At 34.9% G+C, this 24,006-nt stretch carries 19 protein-coding genes and 1 riboswitch; of the genes, 15 read left to right on the top strand and 4 right to left on the bottom strand.

Annotation, left to right across the window (positions count from 1 at the left end):
* Nucleotides 1–460 precede the first annotated feature (460 nt).
* Nucleotides 461–1,681 carry an endo-1,4-beta-xylanase gene (locus tag BK577_RS15775; protein WP_078433837.1) on the top strand — a complete coding sequence of 407 codons (1,221 nt, stop codon included), beginning with the start codon at nt 461–463 and terminating at the stop codon, nt 1,679–1,681.
* 920 nt (nt 1,682–2,601) lie between these two features.
* On the opposite strand, the gene BK577_RS15780 is transcribed toward BK577_RS15775, so the two are convergent.
* Entirely contained in the window at nt 2,602–4,086 is a 1,485-nt protein-coding gene (locus BK577_RS15780; RefSeq protein WP_078433838.1) for an aldehyde dehydrogenase family protein, read from the bottom strand.
* A 1,552-nt stretch (nt 4,087–5,638) separates the two neighbouring features.
* Between BK577_RS15780 and BK577_RS15785 the strand changes: the two genes are divergently transcribed.
* The 5 genes from BK577_RS15785 to BK577_RS15805 are packed head-to-tail and all read left to right on the top strand — an operon-like array spanning nt 5,639 to nt 13,096.
* Nucleotides 5,639–8,539, top strand: a complete 2,901-nt coding sequence (locus tag BK577_RS15785) for a Z1 domain-containing protein (protein ID WP_169908312.1) — start codon at nt 5,639–5,641, stop codon at nt 8,537–8,539.
* Nucleotides 8,539–10,548: a hypothetical protein gene (locus BK577_RS15790; RefSeq protein ID WP_078433840.1), complete on the top strand. Its 2,010-nt coding sequence runs from the start codon at nt 8,539–8,541 to the stop codon at nt 10,546–10,548. Before BK577_RS15785 ends, BK577_RS15790 begins: the two co-directional genes overlap by 1 nt.
* On the top strand, nt 10,541–11,485 hold the full coding sequence (locus BK577_RS15795; RefSeq protein ID WP_078433841.1) for a hypothetical protein: 945 nt from the start codon (nt 10,541–10,543) through the stop codon (nt 11,483–11,485). Before BK577_RS15790 ends, BK577_RS15795 begins: the two co-directional genes overlap by 8 nt.
* Nucleotides 11,485–12,216, top strand: coding sequence for a DUF6339 family protein (locus BK577_RS15800; RefSeq protein WP_078433842.1), 732 nt, complete (start codon nt 11,485–11,487; stop codon nt 12,214–12,216). Before BK577_RS15795 ends, BK577_RS15800 begins: the two co-directional genes overlap by 1 nt.
* On the top strand, nt 12,194–13,096 hold the full coding sequence (locus BK577_RS15805) for a PD-(D/E)XK motif protein (protein ID WP_078433843.1): 903 nt from the start codon (nt 12,194–12,196) through the stop codon (nt 13,094–13,096). Before BK577_RS15800 ends, BK577_RS15805 begins: the two co-directional genes overlap by 23 nt.
* A 70-nt stretch (nt 13,097–13,166) precedes the next feature.
* Here BK577_RS15805 and BK577_RS26045 read toward each other — a convergent pair whose 3' ends face one another.
* Genes BK577_RS26045 through BK577_RS15815 form a run of 3 tightly spaced genes read right to left on the bottom strand, consistent with a single transcriptional unit; the run spans nt 13,167 to nt 16,398 of the window.
* Nucleotides 13,167–13,313 (bottom strand): hypothetical protein, encoded by a 147-nt coding sequence (locus tag BK577_RS26045; RefSeq protein WP_169908315.1) that lies wholly within the window; start codon nt 13,311–13,313, stop codon nt 13,167–13,169.
* A 54-nt stretch (nt 13,314–13,367) separates the two neighbouring features.
* Nucleotides 13,368–14,666, bottom strand: coding sequence for an LlaJI family restriction endonuclease (locus BK577_RS15810; RefSeq protein ID WP_078433844.1), 1,299 nt, complete (start codon nt 14,664–14,666; stop codon nt 13,368–13,370).
* Nucleotides 14,659–16,398, bottom strand: coding sequence for an AAA family ATPase (locus BK577_RS15815; protein ID WP_078433845.1), 1,740 nt, complete (start codon nt 16,396–16,398; stop codon nt 14,659–14,661). The genes BK577_RS15810 and BK577_RS15815 overlap by 8 nt, the downstream gene beginning before the upstream one ends.
* A gap of 176 nt (nt 16,399–16,574) precedes the next feature.
* Between BK577_RS15815 and BK577_RS15820 the strand changes: the two genes are divergently transcribed.
* From BK577_RS15820 to BK577_RS15850, 9 genes are all read left to right on the top strand, one after another.
* Complete coding sequence (locus tag BK577_RS15820; protein WP_078433846.1) at nt 16,575–16,760, top strand: hypothetical protein; 186 nt, start codon at nt 16,575–16,577, stop codon at nt 16,758–16,760.
* Nucleotides 16,757–17,734: a DNA cytosine methyltransferase gene (locus BK577_RS15825; RefSeq protein ID WP_078433847.1), complete on the top strand. Its 978-nt coding sequence runs from the start codon at nt 16,757–16,759 to the stop codon at nt 17,732–17,734. Before BK577_RS15820 ends, BK577_RS15825 begins: the two co-directional genes overlap by 4 nt.
* A complete protein-coding gene (locus tag BK577_RS15830; protein ID WP_218970495.1) occupies nt 17,709–19,202 on the top strand; it encodes a DNA cytosine methyltransferase in 1,494 nt (497 codons plus the stop codon). Before BK577_RS15825 ends, BK577_RS15830 begins: the two co-directional genes overlap by 26 nt.
* A 176-nt stretch (nt 19,203–19,378) precedes the next feature.
* Nucleotides 19,379–20,209 (top strand): nuclease-related domain-containing protein, encoded by an 831-nt coding sequence (locus BK577_RS15835; protein ID WP_078433848.1) that lies wholly within the window; start codon nt 19,379–19,381, stop codon nt 20,207–20,209.
* Nucleotides 20,210–20,367: 158 nt separating this feature from the next.
* Nucleotides 20,368–20,450, top strand: a riboswitch (cyclic di-GMP riboswitch).
* Nucleotides 20,451–20,535: 85 nt separating this feature from the next.
* Nucleotides 20,536–20,694 (top strand): hypothetical protein, encoded by a 159-nt coding sequence (locus BK577_RS26050; RefSeq protein ID WP_169908317.1) that lies wholly within the window; start codon nt 20,536–20,538, stop codon nt 20,692–20,694.
* An 83-nt stretch (nt 20,695–20,777) separates the two neighbouring features.
* Nucleotides 20,778–21,122, top strand: a complete 345-nt coding sequence (locus BK577_RS15840; RefSeq protein ID WP_139367362.1) for a hypothetical protein — start codon at nt 20,778–20,780, stop codon at nt 21,120–21,122.
* Nucleotides 21,074–21,283: a DUF3892 domain-containing protein gene (locus BK577_RS25775; RefSeq protein WP_169908319.1), complete on the top strand. Its 210-nt coding sequence runs from the start codon at nt 21,074–21,076 to the stop codon at nt 21,281–21,283. Before BK577_RS15840 ends, BK577_RS25775 begins: the two co-directional genes overlap by 49 nt.
* Before the next feature lie 319 nt (nt 21,284–21,602).
* Nucleotides 21,603–23,453 (top strand): T7SS effector LXG polymorphic toxin, encoded by a 1,851-nt coding sequence (locus BK577_RS15845; protein WP_078433850.1) that lies wholly within the window; start codon nt 21,603–21,605, stop codon nt 23,451–23,453.
* Nucleotides 23,454–23,455: 2 nt separating this feature from the next.
* Nucleotides 23,456–23,791, top strand: coding sequence for a tRNA-Val4 (locus BK577_RS15850; RefSeq protein ID WP_078433851.1), 336 nt, complete (start codon nt 23,456–23,458; stop codon nt 23,789–23,791).
* Nucleotides 23,792–24,006: the final 215 nt, after the last annotated feature.

Here is a 24,006-nt window from a genome sequence, read left to right on the forward strand (position 1 = left end):
AATAGTTAGACATGAGTAAGGCTAAATGCCTGGCTCGTGTCCTTTTTTTGCCTTCATTCATTTTTGGGTTGTAATAGGGGGCACATCTTGAAAAGGGAAAATTGGAAAATTTACTGGGAATGGGGATATATTGAGTTATTTATTTCATTTCTAACTAAGTAACATGGAGTTTATAATTTTAGTGCAAATTTTCAGATGGAAAATCTCCTTCCTCTTTGAGAATAGTGGATATTTTATATCTATATGAAATCGATTTCCTTTAGAAATTAAAGTAAAATATTTAGTTTTTTGGTATTGATGAAATCTAGTGGTTGATATAATATCTCTGTAATAAAAATTAGCAGATAATTAATGAAAACTCTAGTAAGCCTTTTTATTATTTATCTACTAGCAAACTATTAATAGGAGGGAAGATTGCAATTTTTTGTAAGCCTTTTCAAATGATGGAGGAGTTGAAAACATGCTAAAAGTTTTACGTAAACCTATTATTACTGGATTAGCTTTGGCCTTATTATTACCAACAGGATCGAATGTTTTGGCTGACACTACGAAGATTGAAAAAAAACCCACTATTAGCGCATTAACTGCACCAAAATTGGATAAGAGATATAAAGATTTTTTCACTATTGGTGCAGCTGTTGAGCCTTATCAATTATTAGATAAAAAAGACTCTCAAATCCTAAAACGCCATTTTAATAGTATTGTGGCAGAGAATGTCATGAAGCCTGTGAATATTCAGCCAGTAGAAGGTCAATTTAACTTTGAAGAAGCAGATAAAATTGTCAAGTTTGCAAAGGAAAATAATATGGACATTCGTTTCCATACCCTTATTTGGCATAGCCAGGTACCAAATTGGTTCTTCAGTAATAAACAGGGTGAGTGGATGCCAAATGAAACAGATCCAGTAAAGCGTGCGGCAAACAAAGAGCTATTATTAGAGCGTTTAGAAACTCATATTAAAACAATTGTTGAACGCTATAAAGATGATGTAAAATCTTGGGACGTAGTCAATGAAGTCATCTCTGATGGAGGTGGGTTACGTACCGATTCTAATTGGTATAGAATTGCAGGACCAGACTATATTAAAGTTGCTTTTGAAACAGCGAGAAAATATGGTGGAGAAGACATAAAGCTTTATATCAATGATTACAATACAGAGGTAGAACCAAAGAGATCTAGTCTATACAATCTAGTTAAGGATTTACTAGATCAGGGTGTTCCGATTGATGGTGTTGGTCATCAGGGACACATCCAAATTGGATGGCCTTCTGAAGCAGATATTGAAACGTCAATTAACATGTTTGCCGAACTTGGATTGGATAACCAAATTACGGAACTTGATGTTAGTATGTATGGCTACCCGCCAAGAGCGTATCCAACTTATGCTGCTATTCCAGAATTTAAATTTATGGATCAAGCAGCCCGCTATGATCGTCTGTTTAAATTGTATGAGAAATTGGGCAATAAAATTAGTAATGTGACATTTTGGGGCATTGCCGATAACCATACCTGGCTCGATGACCGTGCAAATGTTTACTATGATGCAAATGGTAACGTTGTAACTGATCAAAATGCACCATATACAACAATTGAAAGCGGAGCAGGAAAAGATGCACCTTTCGCATTTGATCCAGATTACAATGTAAAACCAGCCTATTGGGCAATTATCGACCATAAATAGGAGGAAAGTAAATCAGCTTCGTGTTAAACGGAGCTGATTTTTAAATTGAAAAGAACACATATATAATGGCACCATTTAGTATAACAAAAGATATCTTTATTGTGTAAGTGAGACCACTAAATAAACTCAATAAAAAGTTGAATAACCAATTGGACTAGCAATTAAGGACCACTTCAGTTCATTATTCAGATAGATTTTTAGATTGGTAAGATAAATGGGTTGATCTAAAAAAACACTTTAACAAAATAAGGAAGAAAGAGATTCAAACATTTGAGAAGATCTCTTTCTGTTTCTTTGAGAAATAGGATTCCGCAAAAGAACAAGTGTTTTTGTTTGTGTTGTATTAGAATTGCAATAGTTAGGTAAACTCAAGGGTGGTCAGCGTTACCCCGGATTGAAAGGGAGGATGCTTATTATGTCAGTATTTCAAACGTTAATGCCAATGATTGCATTTGCAAGTTTGGTATTGTACAATCATATCTTTTAGAGATAAAGAAAACTCGCCGATTGGCGAGCCTGAAAGGCGAAGACAGAGGCGTAGTTGCCTTATACTTTATACTTAAAATTGGTCTCTACGTCGAGTCACCTTCTAGCTGCCAATTTATCTATTTTAACTACAAAAAATAACCCACCCTTGAGCTTTTGCACGGCGATAGGATGAGTAATCTTCCAAGATCGCTGATCCCCTTGATGGGAATCTAGCTATTGTATGACTGTTTAGTGTTCGAGCACCGAACAGTCTTTTTTAGTTTATTCATATTACTACTATTAATATAACCAAAGATATTTATGTTGGAAAGTCATTTGTAAGTTAAACAATAAGTGTGATCGATTAAGTATAAAAAGGAATTTTGCGCTTCTTTATATAAAAAATGGCAATGTTTCGGGAACATTGCCATTTTTTTATTTCATTCAGTTCCTTACTTCTTAGAAATCCAAACGCTCTTAACTTCAGTATAGTTGTTCAATGCATAAGATCCCATTTCACGACCAATACCCGATTGCTTGTAACCGCCAAATGGTGATGCAGCATCGAAGACATTGTAGCAGTTTACCCATACCGTACCTGCACGTAAGTTTTCCGCAATATAGTGGGCTTTTGCCACATCCCTTGTCCAAACACCGGCAGCTAATCCATATTCACTATTGTTTGCACGAGCAATCAGATCATCTATATCATCATAAGGCATAGCTGAAATGACCGGACCGAAGATTTCTTCTTTCGCAATCGTCATGTCATCATTCACATTTGCGAAAATAGTAGGAGAAACGAAGTAACCTTCTTCATACGGTTTTGATCCACCTACTAATAGTACAGCACCTTCATTTACCCCTTTTTCAATATAGCCTAATACCCGGTTTTGTTGTTCGGTCGAAACAAGTGGACCAATTTCCGTATCAGCGTGGATTCCTGATCCTTGTTTGATTTTTTCTGCATGACTCACCATGTCTGCCACGACATTATCGAATTGTTTCTTTTGAACGAATACTCGGGATCCAGCACAGCAAACTTGCCCCTGGTTAAACATAACTCCGTTTAATGCACCAGGAATGGCTTGTGAAAGATCTGCATCAGGTAAAATGATGTTCGGAGATTTACCGCCTAATTCAAGCGTGACACGTTTTAACGTTTTCGCAGCCTTTTCCATAATAAGCTTTCCAACTTCAGTAGATCCTGTGAAGGCAATTTTATCTACTTTTGGATGATCAACTAGCGGTTGACCTGCCGTCTCACCAAAACCAGGAACAATATTAAGAACTCCTTCAGGGAATCCAGCTTCTTGAACTAATTCTGCTAAGTATAGTGCAGATAAAGGTGTTTGTTCTGCAGGTTTTAATACGACTGTACAGCCAGTTGCCAAAGCAGCTCCCAGCTTCCACATTGCCATTAATAATGGGAAGTTCCAAGGGATAATCTGCCCAACTACACCAACAGCCTCATGACGGGTATAGTTAAAATATGGCCCATTGACAGGAATGGTTTGTCCGACGATCTTTGTCGTCCAACCTGCGTAATAACGCATATGTTCTATCGCTAAAGGAATATCTGCATTTGTTGTTTCTCTAATTGGTTTACCGTTATCTAAAGTTTCTAATTGCGCTAAATCATCTTTGTGTTCTTCCATTAAATCTGCCAGCTTGTACATTAAGCGGCTTCTCTCAGCAGTTCCCATCTTAGACCATGGACCTTCATCAAACGCTTTACGAGCAGCGTTAACAGCAAAATCGATGTCCTCAGGTCCTGCTTCAAATACATGTGCTAGCACTTCACCTGTAGCCGGGTTATATGTCTCAAATGTTTTTTGTGAAACACTCTCCACAAACTCTCCATTAATAAAGAGCTTCTTCTTTCCATTCAGAAACTTTTCTACTCTTTCTCTTAATTGAACTACTAATTGGCTCATGCTATTCCTCCTCATGATTTGTATTATGTAATGGTCGACACAAGAAAAATAAGTGCCAAAATATTACACTTACAAAACTAGTTTTACATAGTAAGAGGAAGTAGCGCAAGGAAAACGCTTCCAAATATTTAGATATAATTTGACAAAGTGATTGAGGGTAGGTGACAGTTATCATGAAATTTTGTCGAAGTTGATAGAATATTAGATTGTAAGAGGTTGGTCGATTTGTTATGTAGACGGAAATTGTGATGGTGGTTGGTTATTTTACCAAAAATTCAATAGATCAAACATAAGCTTCCTATAAAGAATTACACTTATCTTCTAAAAATATGAAGCAAAGGCATATTATTAAAAAATTCACTAATTTTTATAGAATTTTTGAAAACAGAAAATCTATATCACATGGAATATTTACTACATACTAATTACTAAAAATCATATAGGAGTAATCTTTAAGATTTCCAAATGTGAGTTTGTTTCTGCTATTTTAAATCGTTCTGCTTCCTCATCGTATATTACTTAGCACACAGAATCAAATAACTAGAGGTTCTGAAAACAAAACTAAAAATAAATTAAAATTCATCTTTATAGAATCTATTATTTTACATATTAGCATTGAAAAACCCTACATATAAAGTAGGGTTTTTACTCTTTAACGCACAATCTTTTTCAACAATTAAGTTAGGTTCAAAATCAGCATTTAGTAGGTGTCTTATAACCTATTAAGAATAGATATAAATATTAATATATTTTGGTTTTTACCTACAGATATAATCAAGGCAATTTACAAACAATTCTGGTCCAAGAAACTGTTTCTTTCATTAATATATAATTCTATTAGAAGAAGCATTCTCGGTATTAGACTCTAATTGAAACAACAATAATATCTAAAAAATATGGTCAAAAGCAGATGTTAGAATTAACGGAGGTGCGGTTCTCTTGTATCTAAAATGAACATTGGAACCGTCCTTGTTTCTTATAAATAGCCTTAAAGTTTTCAAATGGTCACCTAATTGTTTTCTATTTGTTAAAATAGTACTTACGTGTCAGTCAAAAAGAGAGTAATTAGTCTGGAAGTGATATAATTAACAATACCTTGCACTTTTGGTAACTTTTTCATTGAGCTTAGAAATGCTATTTTAGAAAATATACCAAGGTGGAATATATGTCAGAGGTAGAGATTGATACGTGGCCATTTGGAGAAGAAAGTTTAAATCTTATGTGAATTATCAGTCTATTTATTTATTAAATAATGCTAAAGAAGGAAATATATACGAGACAGTATATTTTAAAAAATGTATGCGTGCACATGTATTTTGCAGGTGGAAAGCAGTAGGTAATTTGAGGTATTTTACTGCATTTGTATTCTTTATTTGAAAAACTAATTAAAAGTATGAAATTTGGAGAATTATGTTTAAAATGTAGGAACTTAGCAACTTTTATTTTAATCAGGTTCTCTCACTTATTTACTATTTTGAAATGGGAAATTAAGATTAATATTATATAAGGAATAATAAAGTATTTTAAAAGATATAAAGAGAGGTACATAATGATGGCGATGAACATGAAGAACATAATAAATGATTTTTCTACCCCCAAATATGATGAGCATCGAATGGCAATCGAAAAGTTGCGTAATAAAGGACGAGACTGGGATTTTATTAAATATTACGGTAAACAGGATGAAGAAGGGCTGCAGTATAAACTTGAACAATTACAAGAAGATGATATGATTCCTGAAGATTTAAATGCACCAATCTGGTTAGCAATTGTAGAGTTTTTACGTGAAGCAGCAGAACGGGAACAAATGATTGAAGAGAAAATTGCCAATAATCGCATTTTAAGTCTTCGTCAAGATAATGATTTGACAATCCCAAGTGGAGCAGCGAGTAGCTGGCAATTATATAAGGACAAGCTAATCAGACAAGGTTGGACTGATGAATCTGTAAAAGATATTGAAAATACAACAATAAGCATTTTAAGAAAGCTACGAGTAGAAACAGATAATCCTATTAAAGGGTTAACTATAGGGCATGTGCAATCTGGTAAAACAGCAAGTATGGCAGCATTAATGGCTATGGCTGCTGATTGGGAGTTTAACTTCTTCATTGTTTTATCCGGAACAATCGAAAATTTGCGTCAACAAACAGAAGATCGTCTAATGAGTGATTTAAAAATATCAGGCAACCTTTCTTGGGAACGTTTAAGTAAACTCTCATTAAAGGCAAGTTCTTCACATAAGGTAAGCAGTCTTTTATTAAATAAAGGATCACGTGAACGGTACTTAAATGTATGCCTAAAAAATAAAACTCGTTTAAATGATTTAATTCTTTGGTTAAAATCCGATGGAAAAAAGCTTTCGCAAATGCGTATTTTGATCATTGATGATGAATCGGATCAGGGTGGAATCAATACAAATGATGTGAATGATTCATTGGCCGAACGAACAGCTTTGAATAAAGCAATTGTAGAACTGGTAGATATTCAGGCAAATGATGGCTCGAAACCTTTAAGTATGAATTACATTAGCTACACAGCTACACCTTATGCTAACTTTTTGAATGAGGCTTCAGAAAAGTCCCTCTATCCACGTGATTTTATAGCAGTATTAAATCCAGCGAAAGAATATTTTGGAGCAAAACAAATTTTTGGGCTAGAAAAAAATGAATATTATCGCGGGCTGCCGATAGTACATGAAATAACAACAGATGAACGTGATTTAGTCGATAGTATTCATAAAGGAGAAGAATCATATTTACCGCAATCATTTGAAGATTCACTACATTGGTTTTTAATAGCAACTTCGATTATGCGCTATCGCAAATATAAAAAGCCGATTAGTATGCTTGTCCATACAAGTCAAAAACAGATACATCATCAAATTTTTGCGGAGTTAATAAACAGTTACTTCCGTAGTACACCTAAAGCTCAAATCATTGAATCTTGTCGAGTGCTGTATTACCAAGAACAAAAAAGGTTTACAAAAGAAGATTTTGAAATGGAATTTGAGGAGTATCCAAATAAAGATGAGGTAAAGGGTTATCCACCTTTTGAAAAAATCGAAGAAGAGCTAAAACGATTAATCCGTAATCATCCTTCGCACATCAATGTGTTAGAAGAGACAAAGAGCTTGGAATATCATGAAGGCCTACATTTATGTATCGATAACTGTGCAAATAATGGAATCACAGAAGATTTAGAGCATGTACGATTAGCATATCCTGATCCCAAATCACCGAATTACCCGGCACCGGCACCAGCATTTATTGTTATTGGTGGCAGTACGTTATCTCGTGGATTAACAATTGAAGGGTTAGTGAGTACCTATTTCCTTCGTACTACTTCTCAAGCAGATACATTACTGCAAATGGGTCGTTTCTTTGGCTACCGTAAAGGTTATGAAATGTTACCGCGTATTTGGCTGACAACTGATACAGAGGCAAAGTTCAGGTTTATGGCGACTCTTGAGGAAGAATTGCGTGAGGATATTGAAACTTATATTTTAGAAGGAATGGATGCCAACGATTACGGGCCAAAAATTAAAAACTCACCAAAACTGTCATGGCTGCGTATTACAGCGAAAAATCGAATGCAGAATGCAGAGGAAATCGATTTAGACTTCTCTGGGACGTCGAGTCAAACGATTTTATTTGATGATGATGCAAACATTCAGCGACAAAATATTGAAATAACTGAGAACTTTTTACATCGCTTAGGTATGCCGAAGGAAACACGAAATGGTCGTGGTCTTTATTGGGAAGAAGTGCCGTACCAACAAATAATGGATGACTTCTTCCATAAATTCTCTTTTAGTAAACAGAGCGAGTTTTCCAATATGAAAACCTTCTTTGAATGGTATCAAAGAAAAGAAGCTGAAGCAGGCTTTACTAATTGGAATGTCGTGTTATCTGGTACCGGTAAGTTAGATGATGACTCACATAATCAATGGATTGTCGGTGGTCGTGGTGTAGGACTGGTTACACGTAGTCGTCGTGGTTCGGCAACTGGCGAAAAAATTAATATTGGTGTGTTACGTGCGCCATCTGATTTATATGCAGATATGACAAAAGAGATGTATGACTCAATTCCAGAGGAATTTAAGTTTACTAAGGCTGGGAAAGAAGAGCGTACACGTATCGAGGATCAATTAGATGAAATTGATCAAAAACAACCAAAGAAAAGTGTTGTCAATGAAATACGTAAAGCCGCGGGTATTGGTTTAACTCCACAGCTGCTTTTATATCGAATTGATAAAAATTCGACATTTGGAAATAAACAAAGTCAAAATACAAAAGAAGCTAATAGACGTTATGACTTAAATGCTTCAGAAGATCTGATTGGTGTTAGTTTATTTGTTCCGGGATATCGTACGGGCAGAAATTTAGCAACAAAACTGTCTGTTCGCATCGAAAATCCAATGGGAGAGTCTGAAACGGAAGAAGGAAAAGAGTAATGCAAATCGAAATTGCAGAATTCGGGAAAATGTCCCAATCTGGCAGTTCATTATTAAAACTTATTCAGAATAACGATTTACCTATTCTTGATTTACTTGTACGTGAAGCTGTACAAAATAGTTTAGATGCCGGTATTCGTGTAGAAGGCCTCAATTCTGTGTATGTGGACATTGGTATTAGGGATGTCAATGTCCAAAACTTTGCTAAGCATTTAGATGGAGTTACTGATTCGTTAAACGAAAAGTTTGGAGCCTCGCCACAAAAGGCGATTTATATTGAAGATGCCAACACAACAGGATTAACGGGTTCATTAGACTTTAAGAATTCACCAAACGGGAATATTTTTAAACTAATTTATGGGATTAGTATGGCGCAGGATACACCAGGTGCAGGCGGGTCCTGGGGATTAGGGAAGACTGTCTATTTCCGTGTAGGCATTGGCTTGGTTGTTTACTATTCACGTATTTTAAACGAAGACGGTCAGTTCGAGCATCGCCTAGCTGTGACATTAGTAGAAAACGAGAAATTACCAAATCCACTTATTCCAAAATCGGCTGGAAAAGTCCCGAGCGGAATTGCCTGGTGGGGGAAAAGTTTAGCACCAGATAGTAATGATACCATTCCAATTACAAATGAACCAATGATTCATGATATTTTACAATCCTTATCTATTGAGCCATTTGAGGGAGAGCGGTTAGGGACTAAAATCATTATTCCATTTATCGATGAACAGCAGCTGCTTATTAAGCACGATATCAGTCCAGATGAAAAAAAACCGTGGGAATCGAATGCAGTAGATTATTTACGTATTGCAATGCAACGTTGGTATGCACCGCGCTTGGCTAATAATAAGTATACCTATGGCAAATATTTAGATGGACATATTAACGGAATGAGACTGGATAAGGATGATTTTTCACCATTATTCCTTGAGCTGCAATTAATGTACAATGCAGCTGTGTTGGGTGGTGAATCAAATCGTTACTTTGTTAACGATATTCAAATTCGTAATTATTTTGAAAACAATAAAGTAAATAACGCGGGGCGGGTTGCATATAAAAAGTTCACGAAGAAGCAGCTGGATATGCTGGCGCCACTAAATGGTCCGAGTCCGTTTACATGTGTGAATGAAAAAAATCCGATGGGCGAGCAAAATGCACCATTGATGACTTATGCGAGAAGACCAGGAATGATTGTCAATTATGAAACAAATGGTGAATGGTGTAAAGGAATTAGTGCAACAGAAGGACACGAATTCTTAGTGGCTATTTTTGTACCAAATTCCAATACCAAGCTACTGAATCCAGATAATGATGTCGTCGACTTAGAAGCGTATTTACGAAAAAGTGAGATGGCCGATCACACCTCATGGTCAGACATTATTATAAAAAGTAAGCCATTTGATATTGTTGAGAAAATTCGCTCACAGATTCGTCGTAAAATTAAAGCTTCATATGAAAATAAAGAAGAAGTGAAAGAAAAGCAAGGTATGAACACACTAGCACGCAATGTTGGAAAGCTGCTATTACCACCGACAGGATTTGGTCGTCGTGCTTCCAGTCGCAATCGGGCTGGAGGTACTAAGCTTTCAACTAATAAAGGAAGTGGTGGTGGCAATAGTTTTACGCTTGTATCACAAAAATATTTAGATACCGGTGACCTAGAAGTTCATTTTCAAATGAAACTAGCGAAAAATGTCACTGCTTTTACAATAGAGTTATTTATTTCTTCTGAAGGTGGAAAAATCTCAGCAACAGATTGGGAATCAGTAGATAGTGTTGGGACACCATTCCCTGCACAAATTACCGGCATTTCATTCCCAGGTAAGATTGGTCTATTTGGTCGATCCACGGCTCTAAAAAGTGACAATAAAGTGTTGCATGCTGTACGTATTGAGAAAACAGATAAGGCTGTAGAATGTACATGCATTTTAGCATTCACTTGCACGGACCCTCATGTACAAGTCGAAATGTCGATGAAGCCAGAAGGAAGTGTAGAAAATGCCTAATAAGGTTAGCATGAATCGACTTTTTGATGAGGCGATCGAAGAGTTGTTAAATGTCTCTGTAGATTTGCAGTTCTTTTATAGAGATGATAATGGCTCAAAGAAATTCCTCAATCAAACCGAAGACTATGAGTATAAAACATTATTGAGTAATGACGATGATAGCTGGGACTATGTAGAAAAAGGTTTTGGGCTCTTAGGCATTGTAAAATTGGGTTTTCCGTCTAGCTTGTTTGGTCCTACTCAATTGGTCAATGCAGATGCAGAGTTAGGGTTAGCATTACAATGGATGTCTAAACAATCTTCGCAGCGAGGTGTAATTTCGCTTTCAACCATTACAAGTACAACACCAAATGACGTGAGTATCCCTATTGATTATTATTTCCAAAAGGATAAATTATTTGGTGAAGTTCATATCTCACTTGTTGTTTTTTTGAAAAAGGCTAGTCGAAATAATATGCGAGGACAAGCACAACTACCAGGTACAATTTTAGGTAGGTTAGTAGAATGGCTTGTCATTTTAGATGGCTCTGGCTCGACGTTCCCGATCGTAATTGTAAATGAACCGGATAAACCTTTATGGTACGTCGATTTCAATTATTCGGAGCCACTAGTCGAGCCGTTTGATAAAGAATATATTGCAATCTATTTAAATAAAGCTCATGTTGCATACCAAGCAATACAAAAACCGAAAACCAAGCTAGATCAAGCATTGTATGTAGAATTTTTAGCGGGTGCATTGCAGCTTATATTGCAACACTTGATGGAATGTCCTGATTGGCAGGATATTCAGGACGGGAGAAACTGCGAAGAAGGTTCCATAGGGCAAGTCATACATTATTTTAAAACAACATTAAATTGGGATTTCGATACACCGGAAAAACTAGCGATGTCTCTACGTAACGATTTAGAAACAAGAGTAAAGACAGGTGATATGTAGTGTGGGAAAATGTAGTCTATACAAAAGCCCAAGCAAAATTTAAGTTTCAACAAATTGAGGCTGAACCAGAAAACTGTGCACCACGCCAAGTGAAAGCACCTTTTAATCAGCTGCGTAAAATCATGATGAACGAAAAGAATAAATTTTTAATGGATGAAATGAAGAAAATTAATTCCTATTCATTCGACTTGCATATGGGATTGATATTGTATCGTGTCCTTAAAGAAGAATACGGTTTTAACGAGAGACTAGCAGCTCAAGATGAGATGTGGCGTTACTTATCATTGGAAGTATTACCTGACTTAGTATACGATCGTTTTGGGATGAATGATCTGCGTTTTTATAAAGGAACACGTCGTATTTGGATGAAAAGTATTTGGTGGTATATTCATCTTTCTTGGCAAGGATCAGAGGAAGAAACATTCGTCATTTTAAAAGATAATTCGTCAGATGAAATCCTTCAGTTACTCGACCGTTCAGGAAGTGGCGGTTATCGCTTGGAACTTACACGCGAACTGATGCGTCAATATAAAGAACATGCTAGTAGCAAAGTGCCACAATTATTTCGTCGTGTGTTAAAATTAAACACAGCACGGTTAAATATGATTGAACCTAGTTTAGTAGAAGGCGGCATAGAAACATATGTAACAGATTTATATAAGTATTTTTTAAATGATGTAGCAAAATTGGAGAAAAGAGTAGAAGTATATGGAAATAACACGAAAAATTAGAGAAGGCTTCGCTTATTTTCGAACATCTGTAAAACGCTCTATTTCATTAAAAGAGCAGTTTTATTGGATTGTGAAAATAAATGGAATGCAAGGAGTTGCCATTGAAATCCCGCCAGAAAAACATGTAAATGAGCAGTTTGCCAACATCTATTACTTTACGAAAGTATATGTACTTGGTGGTCAAGAAAAGCATTTGTTAATACTCGTATCTGATCATCCGAAGTTATACGAAGATTTTGCGATCATTTGTGCCGGCTTTTTAGAGAGGGTACTCGATTCAGAATCGTATCAAGAAATCCAACAGAATCCGATTTCCTGGTGGCACGCAATGAAGGAACTGATGGGTAATGCCAATATTGAAAAAGCAGCTTATAGCGTACTGGCTGAAATGCTAAGCTACTATTATTTATTGAAAAAAGAAAAAGATGTTTCCTGGGTAGGCCCATTTGGTGGTTCAATTGATTTTAATAGTAATGATGGTGGCTATGAGGTGAAATCAACTATAGCTCGTTATGGATCACAAATTACTATTAATAGTGAATATCAGTTAAAAGCGAATTTTTTATTATTTTATCGTTTTGAGCCTGATATTTTTGGTATTTCAATTCAAGATATGATTAAAAAATTAGTAGAATGGGACGTAGAAGAAACGGAAATTGAACGTGCGCTTGAAAATCTAGAATACCCAATCGGCAGTGAAATTCGTAAAAAGTCTTATCGCCTGGTTGAAGTGACCAAATATAAAATTGATGAAAACTTCCCAAAAATTTTACCAGAGAGTTTTATTGAAGGACATTTGCCTAAACATATTAGTGGACTCATATATAAATTGAATTTAGAGGGTTTAGATGGAGAAGTTATTGATATAAAGGAATTCTAATATATATAGTCGATGTTTTCATATTTAACATCGACTATTTTTGATGCTTCATACAGAACTCTTAATAACATCACAAATATACTTCGTCCAGTTGAATTGCCAAATTTGCCTTCATATCCCTGTTAAGGCTACCAATCTTATACTTTGTTACTTTTAAAGATAAATAAAAGATTATAACATAAGCTTGCAAAGTTAATAACTGAAGATTGGAAGGCATGTTTATGCCCTCCAGTAATGTTCGATTAATTAAGGAGTACTTCTCCATTATTCATTATTTTTCATAAGGGTTAGTAGAATCCGATTGTAACTGTTCACTGTTTGATAAATAAAACCTCAATAATTTTTCTTTAAAGCCACTTTGACTATTATTTGCATAAGACTCCATAGCTTTGAAAACATCTATGATAAAACCATTGATTTGACCTAGATTAGATATCCCGTCTACAGCAGCAAATCCTAAGTATTCAATATCTTCATTAGTCTGGCCTGGAAAAAGAAATATATTTTCTATTTTATCTTCTTTATTTTTTATTAAAGTATGTCTATAAAAAAATTGTTTTACTAAATCACCCCAGCCAGGCAACTTAAGAGGTGCGTGTTTGATTCTGTAGTACTTTGCATCTAATATAAAAAGCCTGTTATTTATCCGAAACATAATATCAGGAATCTGTTCTGTTTTTGCCATTCGATTACCCACATTCCAATAAGGATTCGGGAGCTTTGGCATACTCTTATCGTTCACATCCGCAAATAACGAATAGCAAATCTTTTCCCAAACAGTGTGAAAATACGGTGTTACAATAGTTGTAATGCTGTCTTTTGACTGAGTATGACTTCCTATAATAAATTCTTTCAAATTTAGAAATAGATTCAATTTTCGTTCTTGAAATGTTCGTTGAGCTTCTAACTCCAAAATATACACAGCTGCATCTACATCACAGGGAAGATCATATTCCATCATATGTTCTCCATCATAATCAAATAACCAGCCATATAAATTTAAAGACTGTTCCACTGCATATTTATGAATTTGAGTAATTAAATGATCATACAGTATATGCTTTTTCGTGACTAGATCTAGATAGATAGGCCTTTGATTAGATATCACAGGGTTGATGCTCTTAATTGTCCTTGACCAATTGATATTTGTACTTTTATTTAAGTCGTAATCTTGGCGTTGAAAATTGATAGTACCGTTTTCAAAATAATCCCTGATTAACCAAAATGCAGCGGCAATATAAGCTGCGTTTTTTCCAGTACTTCCTAATAGAGAACTTTCACTGGGATCCAATTTACTATTATGGCTATATTTAGTTAAAACATCTATTAAAAGTCGAATATGTTTTTTTAATGACTTTTCCTCTTGAGGTATGACATAGCCTTTTGGAAAGACGACAAATATGTAGTTTTGAAAAACAATAAATCCTGTGCATTTAAATAATAGAGTATTTTCATTTTTAACACATAAACCTCTAATAAATAATTCATTAGGTATTTTTTCTTTAAAGCGGTCAAAAGGATATTCCTCTAATTCAACAAAGCACTTTTCATATAAATTAAGATCACTCATTTTTGTTATCTACACCTAAATCAAATTCAATCGTTTTTTCCGCAATCCTTTCATTCGGAGCATCTGGATGAATAGATTGATCATCTAATAAATCATTATCGGAACTTCTTAACGGTTCATTATATTCGTCTTTTATATATTGAAAATCCGTTTGAAACACGGGGATGCCTTCATTATATAACTTAACAAGTTGTGAGAACGTCTTTATTCCTTCTATAAAAATCTTTGAACGCTTTAGACGGGCAGCATCATCCCAAAGGTACATCAATAATTTTGACGTAATAATTTTGTTATTAGATGGTTCACCAGGTTTTAGGAAGTATGGCCCAATATGGCGATCTTCATTAATTGTGTGAGCAGCTAATAAATCATTTAATGATTCTATAAAATTGGACCATCTAACTAACTGTTTATTATAGGCAACATTTTCATCCTTATGAACAGCTTTTTTAGGATCTATCGGCATATATTCAAAAAACCAGCGTCTTTTAAAAGCGGAGTCCATTACAAATACCCCTTGGTCAGCACTGTTCATTGTTGCAACTATATTCAAGTTAAGTGGTATTCTAATTTCTGTTTGATCGGTATCGATTACCCGTTTGTCTTTTAAATATTTTATAATTTCAAGGTTAGAAACACCATATGTACTTTCTCCATTACTTTGTCGATCTAATAACTGAAATAAGTCACCAAATACAGAAGGAGCATTAGCACGATTAATTTCTTCTATAATTAATGTATACATTTGGGGATTAAGATCTTCTTTTGTTGAACGAAGTGCTTTTTCCAGTGATAGAGTAAAAGGGCCAGGTATAAAGTTATAATTTATATAGGGTTCTCCTTTATCGAAAGGCTCTCTTACTTCGGTTACAAACTTATATGTATCTGTATTAGTAGCTTCTACTTTATAGATTGGTTGAGGGCGGTAACTTCCTACAAAATCGTGATAAGTATACTCAGGATGAAAAGTTACCCGCACACTATTTTTGCCAGAATATCTTTTATCCAGTTCATGGCTTTTACCCGTACCAGGAGCACCGTAAATAATTAGATTTACTCCCGGTGTTGCAGGCTTTAATGAAACGTCATCTCCCCATTCTTCCGGAGATGATAAGGTCGAGGTCTGCCTTGTAGGAGAAAAGTCATCATATGCTACAAAACTTCGTTTAAAAGTATCCTCAATTTCAGCATAATCATCGTTGTTTATAACGATTAAATCATATGAAAACATATAACGATGTTTAAGAAAGATCAGAGTGTCCCCAATATCAAATAATCTCCTAAAGTCAGTAAATTCCTTTGAATCTGTATACATCGATCCCATTTCTGATTGATTTCCACCCCGGCTCAAATAATGAGTCGTAAAGCAGGAGATATCTGTACTCTCCTCATGCGTTTTGTATTCGAGGTTTTCTTTTAATAAATGAATGTTAATTTTAACGCCATAACGTCTTTTAAACTCGTTCGAATTATATCCAGGTACTTTTTTTGCAATCACTTCAACAAAGTTATCCAAGTAAGGAAAGAAATTAATTTCGTGTTCACTGCTAAATGCAATATGTTTTTGTTTTCCTCTATTTTTTGTTAACGTATTAGACTCAGCAAGTTTTTTTATAAATATCCCATCATAGCTATTACTGGTCGATAAGTTTAATCGATATGCAAGTGGATGATCTATTTTTTGAAAAAATCGATTTAGTATTTCCAGTGTTTCCTTAAAACTATAAGCCATAATTACTATCCTCCAGTTTATAATCTTGTTTGTACTAGATTAATTATACCAAAAGTACTGTAAAAATTAACTTTTACCTGTAAAAATGGGATTCTGAAATTTACTATTCAATTTACACCCTGATCTAAATGTGATATAGTAGAACATATTTTCGTAAGGAAAGGGAGAAACATAAGTTGAGCTCAAACTTAGTTGGAAGGCCAAGAGGGAAAAAAAAGACTGCTAAAATAGAAATTACAATTGAGCCAGAAATTAAAGAAGCATTTATGAAATCTTTGCATGAGAACAATCAATATGCATCTATTGTTTTACGTGAATGGATTATTGATTATATTAATGGACATGGAGTTGGAAAAAAATGAACGTTGTATCACTATTTAGTGGGTGTGGTGGATTAGACCTCGGATTTATCCAAGCAGGATTTAATATTATTTGGGCAAATGACATTGATAAATATGCCGTACAATCATATAGGCATAATATTGGAGATCATATCATTGAAGAAGATTTAACAAAAATTCCTGTTAGCCAAGTGCCGGAACATGATGTATTAATCGGTGGTTTTCCATGTCAACCATTTAGTATGATGGGAGAACAGAAAGGCTTTACAGATACTAGAGGGACATTATTTTTCAACATTGAACAGATTATTTTACACCACAATCCAAAAGTAGTTGTTTTAGAAAATGTTCGTAATCTGGTGAATCACGATAATGGAAGAACGTATAAGGTGATTAAAGAACATCTTGATTTAGCTGGCTATGAGGTATTTGATAAAGTATTAAATAGTGTAGACTATGGGGTGCCGCAAACCCGTAACAGAATTTTTATTGTATGTTTTAAAAAAGACTTAAATATTACTAAATTTGATTTTCCAAAAGCTGTTCCGTTAGAGAAGACGCTGCAAAGTATTTTAGAAACGAATGTCCCGGCAAAATACTATTTATCTCAGAAAATACTTCCAACGATCATGGCAAGTGGGACAAAGACATATAAGGCAAAATCGGAAATTGATCTACAGATCGCCAGACCGTTATGTGCTACGATGGCTAAGATGCATCGTGCCAGTCAAGACAATTATGTTACACAGCCGAGTGATATAGCAGAAAAAGAAGGAAAAACAAATATTAGAAGATTAACACCCAGGGAATGTGCCCGTCTTCAAGGATTTCCTGAAGAACCTAATTACGAGATTATAGTGTCTGATTCTCAAGCCTATAAACAATTTGGGAATGCAGTTACCGTAAATGTAGCTAAATATGTTGCTAAAGCAATTTTTGACATAGTACACAGCAAAGAGGTTGAGACATGTGAATTACAATATCAAGGATCTTAATGATAAAAAAGTAAAAAAGTCATTTCTTAATGAGATCAAAGAATTAATAAATACGTTAATAAATATGGATGAAATAGAAAAAATTCAGGATGATCAAAAAAGTATACAGCAAAAACTAATTGAAGTTGGAGTAATCTCCAAGCAGGAAGAATTAGAAGCTGTTTTGTCTCTGGTAGATAAAGAGTTTCATATTCCCTATGATGAATTTGTTTCGTTAATAAGTAAAATCCAGCATGATGAAACGAAGAACTGCTGTGTTTATAAATTTTGTAATTACTGTATTGACAATATATCATGTATAGAAGAAAAAGATGATAAGCCAGTGATTGTAGATTTATTCTGTGGTGCTGGAGGAATGTCATTAGGGTTTAAACAAGCAGGTTTTAAAATTGCTTTTGCAAATGATATTGAACAATCCTGCATCGAAACGTATTCTTTTAATCATCCTGAACTACCTAAAGAATATATTTATCATGAAGATATTAATAATATAATTGAAGAAATTGATGAAAGAATCAGATATTCAGAAGTAGATGTTGTAATAGGAGGTCCTCCTTGTCAAGGTTTTAGCAACGCAAATAGACAAAGAATTATTGATGATCCTCGTAACAAGCTTTATAAGAGCTTCGTAAAGATCGTGGAGAAGTTACAGCCGAAATTTTTTGTTATGGAAAATGTACAAGGTATGCTTTCGGTTGCTTCACAGGTACAGGAAGACTTTGAGGCTATTGGATATAAACTTCATTGTGAAGTATTAAATGCATTAGACTTTGGAGTTCCCCAAAATAGAAAACGAATCATCTTTATCGGAAACAGGCTTGGTTTAGACAACGCATCCATCTTTGCGGAAATAAATCTGCAGAATGCATACTTAAACAGACAATTTACTCTTAGAGATGCTATCGAGAAATTACCTAAACTAGAGGCTTTACGTGTAAAGAATGCAACAAATATAGAAAGCGAAGAAAGCGGCAGAGTGATTGCAAAATATCCTTCATTGCCATTAAACCATTTCTTATTGCTAATCAACAGTGGATCATCTCCTGAAATTCTGTACAACCATAAAGCGAGGTATAATAACGACCGAGATATTGAAATATTTGGAAGGATGAATCAAGGAGATAAATCGGATGATCCGAAAATTGCCGATATTATGCCTTATCAAAGTAGAAATGGTATTTTTAAAGATAAATATTATAAGCTCATATATGATGCACCATGCAAAACAATTACAGCTCATATGAAGTTTGATTGTAATATGTATATCCATCCAACGCAGGCAAGAGGATTAACTCCAAGGGAAGCAGCAAGGGTCCAGACATTTCCGGATGACTATTTCTTTAAAGGTTCCTATACAAAAACTTATATGCAGGTCGGTAATGCAGTTCCTCCACTAATGAGCAGAGGAATTGCTGAAGCGGTATTAAAAAGTTTAAAGGAAACTGAGCTCAAAAGTACAAACAATTAAATATATAATTATTATTAAGTAGGGTAGAAAAAGTCGGAGTGGATGACTTTTTGAAGACCCTTTTAACATAGACATTATAAAAACGTGAATAAAAAATAATCTGATTATAGCTCAAGAGACGATTAAACTCTTGGGCTATATTTTGTAACCGACAATGAATAAATAGTGGGGTAACTATGAAACTTTTATCAAACTTATTTAAAAAGAAGGATCAAGAAAATGAACAAAAATCACAAATAAAAGCTGAAACTCCAAAAATAAAACACAATGAAAAGGTCGCAAACAGAAAAGGAGAGCTTGGAGAATACAAAATCGATATACAATTAGCACAACTTCCTAAAGAGTATAGGCATTTATCTGATATCATGATAAAAAACGAAAAAGCTAAATCAGGCTTCTCACAGATTGATCATATTGTCATTACGCCATATGGAATCTTTGTAATCGAAACAAAAAATTATCAAGGTACCATATATGGTGGTAAAGACAGAATAACCTGGTCAGTAAATGGAAAGTTTAAGATGATGAATCCATTTATTCAAAATTATGGACATATTCAAGCGATAAAAAATCATATTGAAGAGAAATATCATCACTCATTTATTTCAATGGTGTCATTCACTAAACGGTGCACATTCAAGATTGACGAGTTAGATTTTAGAAAAATGAGTTCTGATGAGTTGATTGTATATGATGTTGAATTGTCGGAGTATATACATAGGAAAGTATCAGTTAATAAGATACATAATAAAGAGCCAATTTTAAAAGAAGATGAGATAAAAAGAATCCATTCAATATTAGTTGAAGCTAACATAGATGATCATTCTATTCGAGAGCAGCATGTTCAATCCCTAAAGTTAGAGGGGGAGGTAAATAGTCAAAATCAACAAGCAAAGTGCTTTGTATGTAATAAGACTGTCTCAGAAAAGGTCAAGTCATTTTGTTTGTCCAGTAAGGAGTTTAATGGGAAGATATATTGTTTTGAACATCAAAAGAGTTTAGGATAGTAGGTTACTTTTAGACAATTAAAATCCTTTTTTGATAACCCCATCTAATGAAAATAGAAGGGGTTATCTTTTTTGCACTTAACAAAATAATTGTTTTTAACATTTCGAGGTTGATTTTTACCTATTTAATAGTAAAATGAACCTATAACTTATAGCCTATTAGAAAACGGCAAACCTATCGAAAGGTAGGGACGCAAAACTACGGACCTAAAGCAAATGCTATGGTGGCCGAGTCGCCTAAAAGATGGACGTCAATACATAATGTTGATCCGCCTATTTAGGCGGGTCTTTTTTAGTTTGTAAAAATATAAAGAGGAGGAATATATATGGGGTTTTTAAGAGATGTAGGGAAATTCGCTGGAAAAGCAACAGGAACGGTTATTGGTGGGGCTGTTAATGTTGTTGGAGATGTAACAGGCAGCAAATTTATTAAGGAAGTTGGGGATGGAGTTAAAAGGCATCTGAATTTGCTGGGGATACAGTAGGTCAAATCGCAGATGGAGCTTGGAATACTGCATCAGGTATGATCCAGGACGAAAAATCTAAAATTGATCAAGGATTAAATGATATGGGTGATTCAGTAGGTAGAACGGCAAAGGGTGTATATCATACTGCCAAAAATACTTATCATAGTGGTAAATCTACATATGAGGGATTTAGAGATGGTGATGATACAAAAATTAAACAGGGTTTACGAGATATTGGCAAAACAGTAGCAATAGGTACACTTGCTGTTGGAGTTATTGATTTAGTTGATGGAGTTGACGGTGGTGACCCATCTACAAATAATCAGAATATGGCTGAAGGCGGAACAGAGGGAACATCCAATGTCATCAGGTTCAACCACATGTGGCACAAACAGATGTGGCAACTTCTGATGATACGACAGAACAACCAGGAACACATCATGTAAAACCTCACTGGGTAGAAGGCCATTGGCGTGATGGTGTATGGATTGACGGCTATTGGAGAGATGGAGATGGAAATACTGCCGTCAACTTAACTGAAGCAGATGGTGGAGGTTATTTACGTTCTGATGCTGATGGAAATCCTAATAATAATTTAAAATCATAGTTTAATTGCGAGGCTAAATGTTAGTCTCGTATTTTTTTGTCTTATGTAGAGGTAAAGACTAATAAAATATGATGTTAAACATAGTACTATACTCTCTATACTTTCAAGTTTTCGACCATGAAATATTTCCTGTAGACAAAGGAGAAAGTGAGCATATAGTTTTGATTTCATTTACATTTATATGAAATGATCCACTCAAATGGATAAATATGTTATATGTAATAAGTGTGACATTTTGATCAAAGACGATTATAAAACAATACTAACTCACTAGCCATGATTATACATAAAAAACCAGGAAGTGAGGGATGATGGCGACTTGAAAGTATTAGAGACAAAGACATTAATAGAATCAATGGAAGATAGAGCGAAAGTGTACACAGATTTTCGCGATAAAATTGATACATTAAAAAAGGCATTTACTGATATTACTCAGTTAGATGACGACTTGCAAGGTAAAGGAGCAGACTCCATAAAAGGGTTTTATCAGGCGCAAATAGATGTGGCAGATGGCCTGCTGCGTCTTGTTGACATGCAAATTGCTTTTCTAAATGGTGTATCAGGAGCTATAGCGGATATTGATTTATCCGGTGACACAGTGGTAGACGTCAACTTTCTAGAAACTGATCTATCTATCCATGCTTCGAACCATATCGCAATGGTGGAGAGCCAACGGGAAGATCTACAGAAAATCATTGATGGAATTGACGATATTGTTAATCTCGAAGCATTTTCAGCTGATGATTTCAATACTGCAATGGATGATGCTAAGAAAAAGAGAGAAAACACCATCAAGGACGTTGATGCATTGGATCAGCAATTACTAGAGGAATACAAGTTATCAGAAAATGCAGAATTCCATATTGGAGCTCTTTTTCAACAACTGTTAGAAGCAACAGCACAAGGCAACACCATTTCTCCAATCAACTTTAATGCGCAAGCATATAAAGCGAGTGAAGCCTATCAACTTTCAGATGAGGTTCAGCAATACGCAGATGACTACCTTTCATTTAAAGAGGATCAGGAAAAAATTAGAGAAGAGTTAAAAAAGGCCGAAGAATTAGAAAACCGTCCGATTTACGAAAAAGCATGGGATACTGTCAAAACGTTCACTGGAGAAGCAACAGGATATTACGATTTTCTCCGTGCAAAAGATGGTGTTGACCCCGTAACAGGAGAAGAACTAACAGACGGCCAACGAGTAGCCGCTGGTGCCATGGCCACCGCAGGATTCATCCCGGTTGTAGGATGGGGAGGAAGACTCTTCAAAGGCGGAAGTGCAATCTACAAAACTGCCAAAGGAATGAATACGGCCGAACAAGCACTAAGTGTTTACAAATCAAGCAGCACATTCTCAAATCTCCAAAAAGCAGAACTAGGAATCTACGGCCTCGCTTCCGCGAACGGACTTAGTGAATATATCACAGGGAAAGATATGTTTGGAAATGAGCTAACAGACGTTCAAAGACAATCTAGTTTATTTAATAGTATCCTAGGAGCTTCTTTAGTCGCTTCACCATTCGTGCCAGTACTCGTGAAAAATGGTAAACTAGTAAAAGAGGAAACACTTAACCAAATGCATAAGCTAGCGACAAATACGAAAGCTAGTGCGCGGTTTGTCTATGACGAAGTAAGAGGTGGCATGCAGGTTCTTTTAGGTAATCAGAATATGAATTTTGCGTTGGCTGGGGCAGACGGCGTAAAACCATTACTGTCCAACGTAATGAACTCAAAGGAAGTTAGAAATAGAATTGAAGAGACTATTTCGAGGTTTTCTTTTGCTAAGGATACAAGTAAATATAATAGAAGGACCATGAAACACATTTATCATGGTGAGATCAATAAACGCGGTAAAGCAGTTGGTTATCATCATGAGAGTATGATGGGTGGAAAGATTATTCCAGGAACGGAGACAAAGCCAGATAAAAATGGAGTCTATAGAGCTAAGGTAGAGATTGAAGGAGTCAGAAAAAAAGCTACTTCAAGTTTTTTCCCTAAAGAATGGGATCGTGTCCAAGTTTTAAAAGCGATCGAAGAGGCTTTTAATAATAAAAGACTTATTGGCGATAATAAATACTCTGGGAAAAGTGAATCTGGTCTTATAATTGAAATGTATTTAAATAAGGATGGTTCAATTGCAACTGCATATCCAATTTATAAAGGAGATTAAGAATGAAGTATCATTATAATTTTTATAGAGACCATCATAATGTTCTAAGAGTAAAATTGCCAGATAGTATAAAATTATTTGCTGATTTTATAGAAGATATTAGTACACAACAAGAATTAGATGAGTATGTAGAGGATATTAAAAAAGTTACCAATGGCTTATATGAAGACTTTGAAATTCAATTAAATGCTGCGAGCGTATCAATAAATAAAGATGTGACAATTGTAGAAAATAACTTTCGGATTGAAGAACCTTATGAAAATACTATTGAAACTGAGCAATTTATAGAGTTGTTGTTAATTTGGAGAGAGAAGATTTCAGAAAGATTTAAAGATTAAAGTTTTATTTGATCTAATTAGAATTATATGTTTGCAAAAAAATTATCTTTAAGGATTATGCCTTCTAGGTTTTTTCTTGAATTTTTAGCCCAATAATAGCAGATACTTATTTGAAGGATGGAGATATCATAGTCACAGCTTTTACTGATCTTAGCTGAACATCAATTATTTTCTCCATAAAAGGCATCTACACAAAAGTTGGTTGACTAGTGACA

The organism is Metabacillus halosaccharovorans (genome assembly GCF_002019635.1).
Taxonomy (GTDB): domain Bacteria; phylum Bacillota; class Bacilli; order Bacillales; family Bacillaceae; genus Metabacillus; species Metabacillus halosaccharovorans.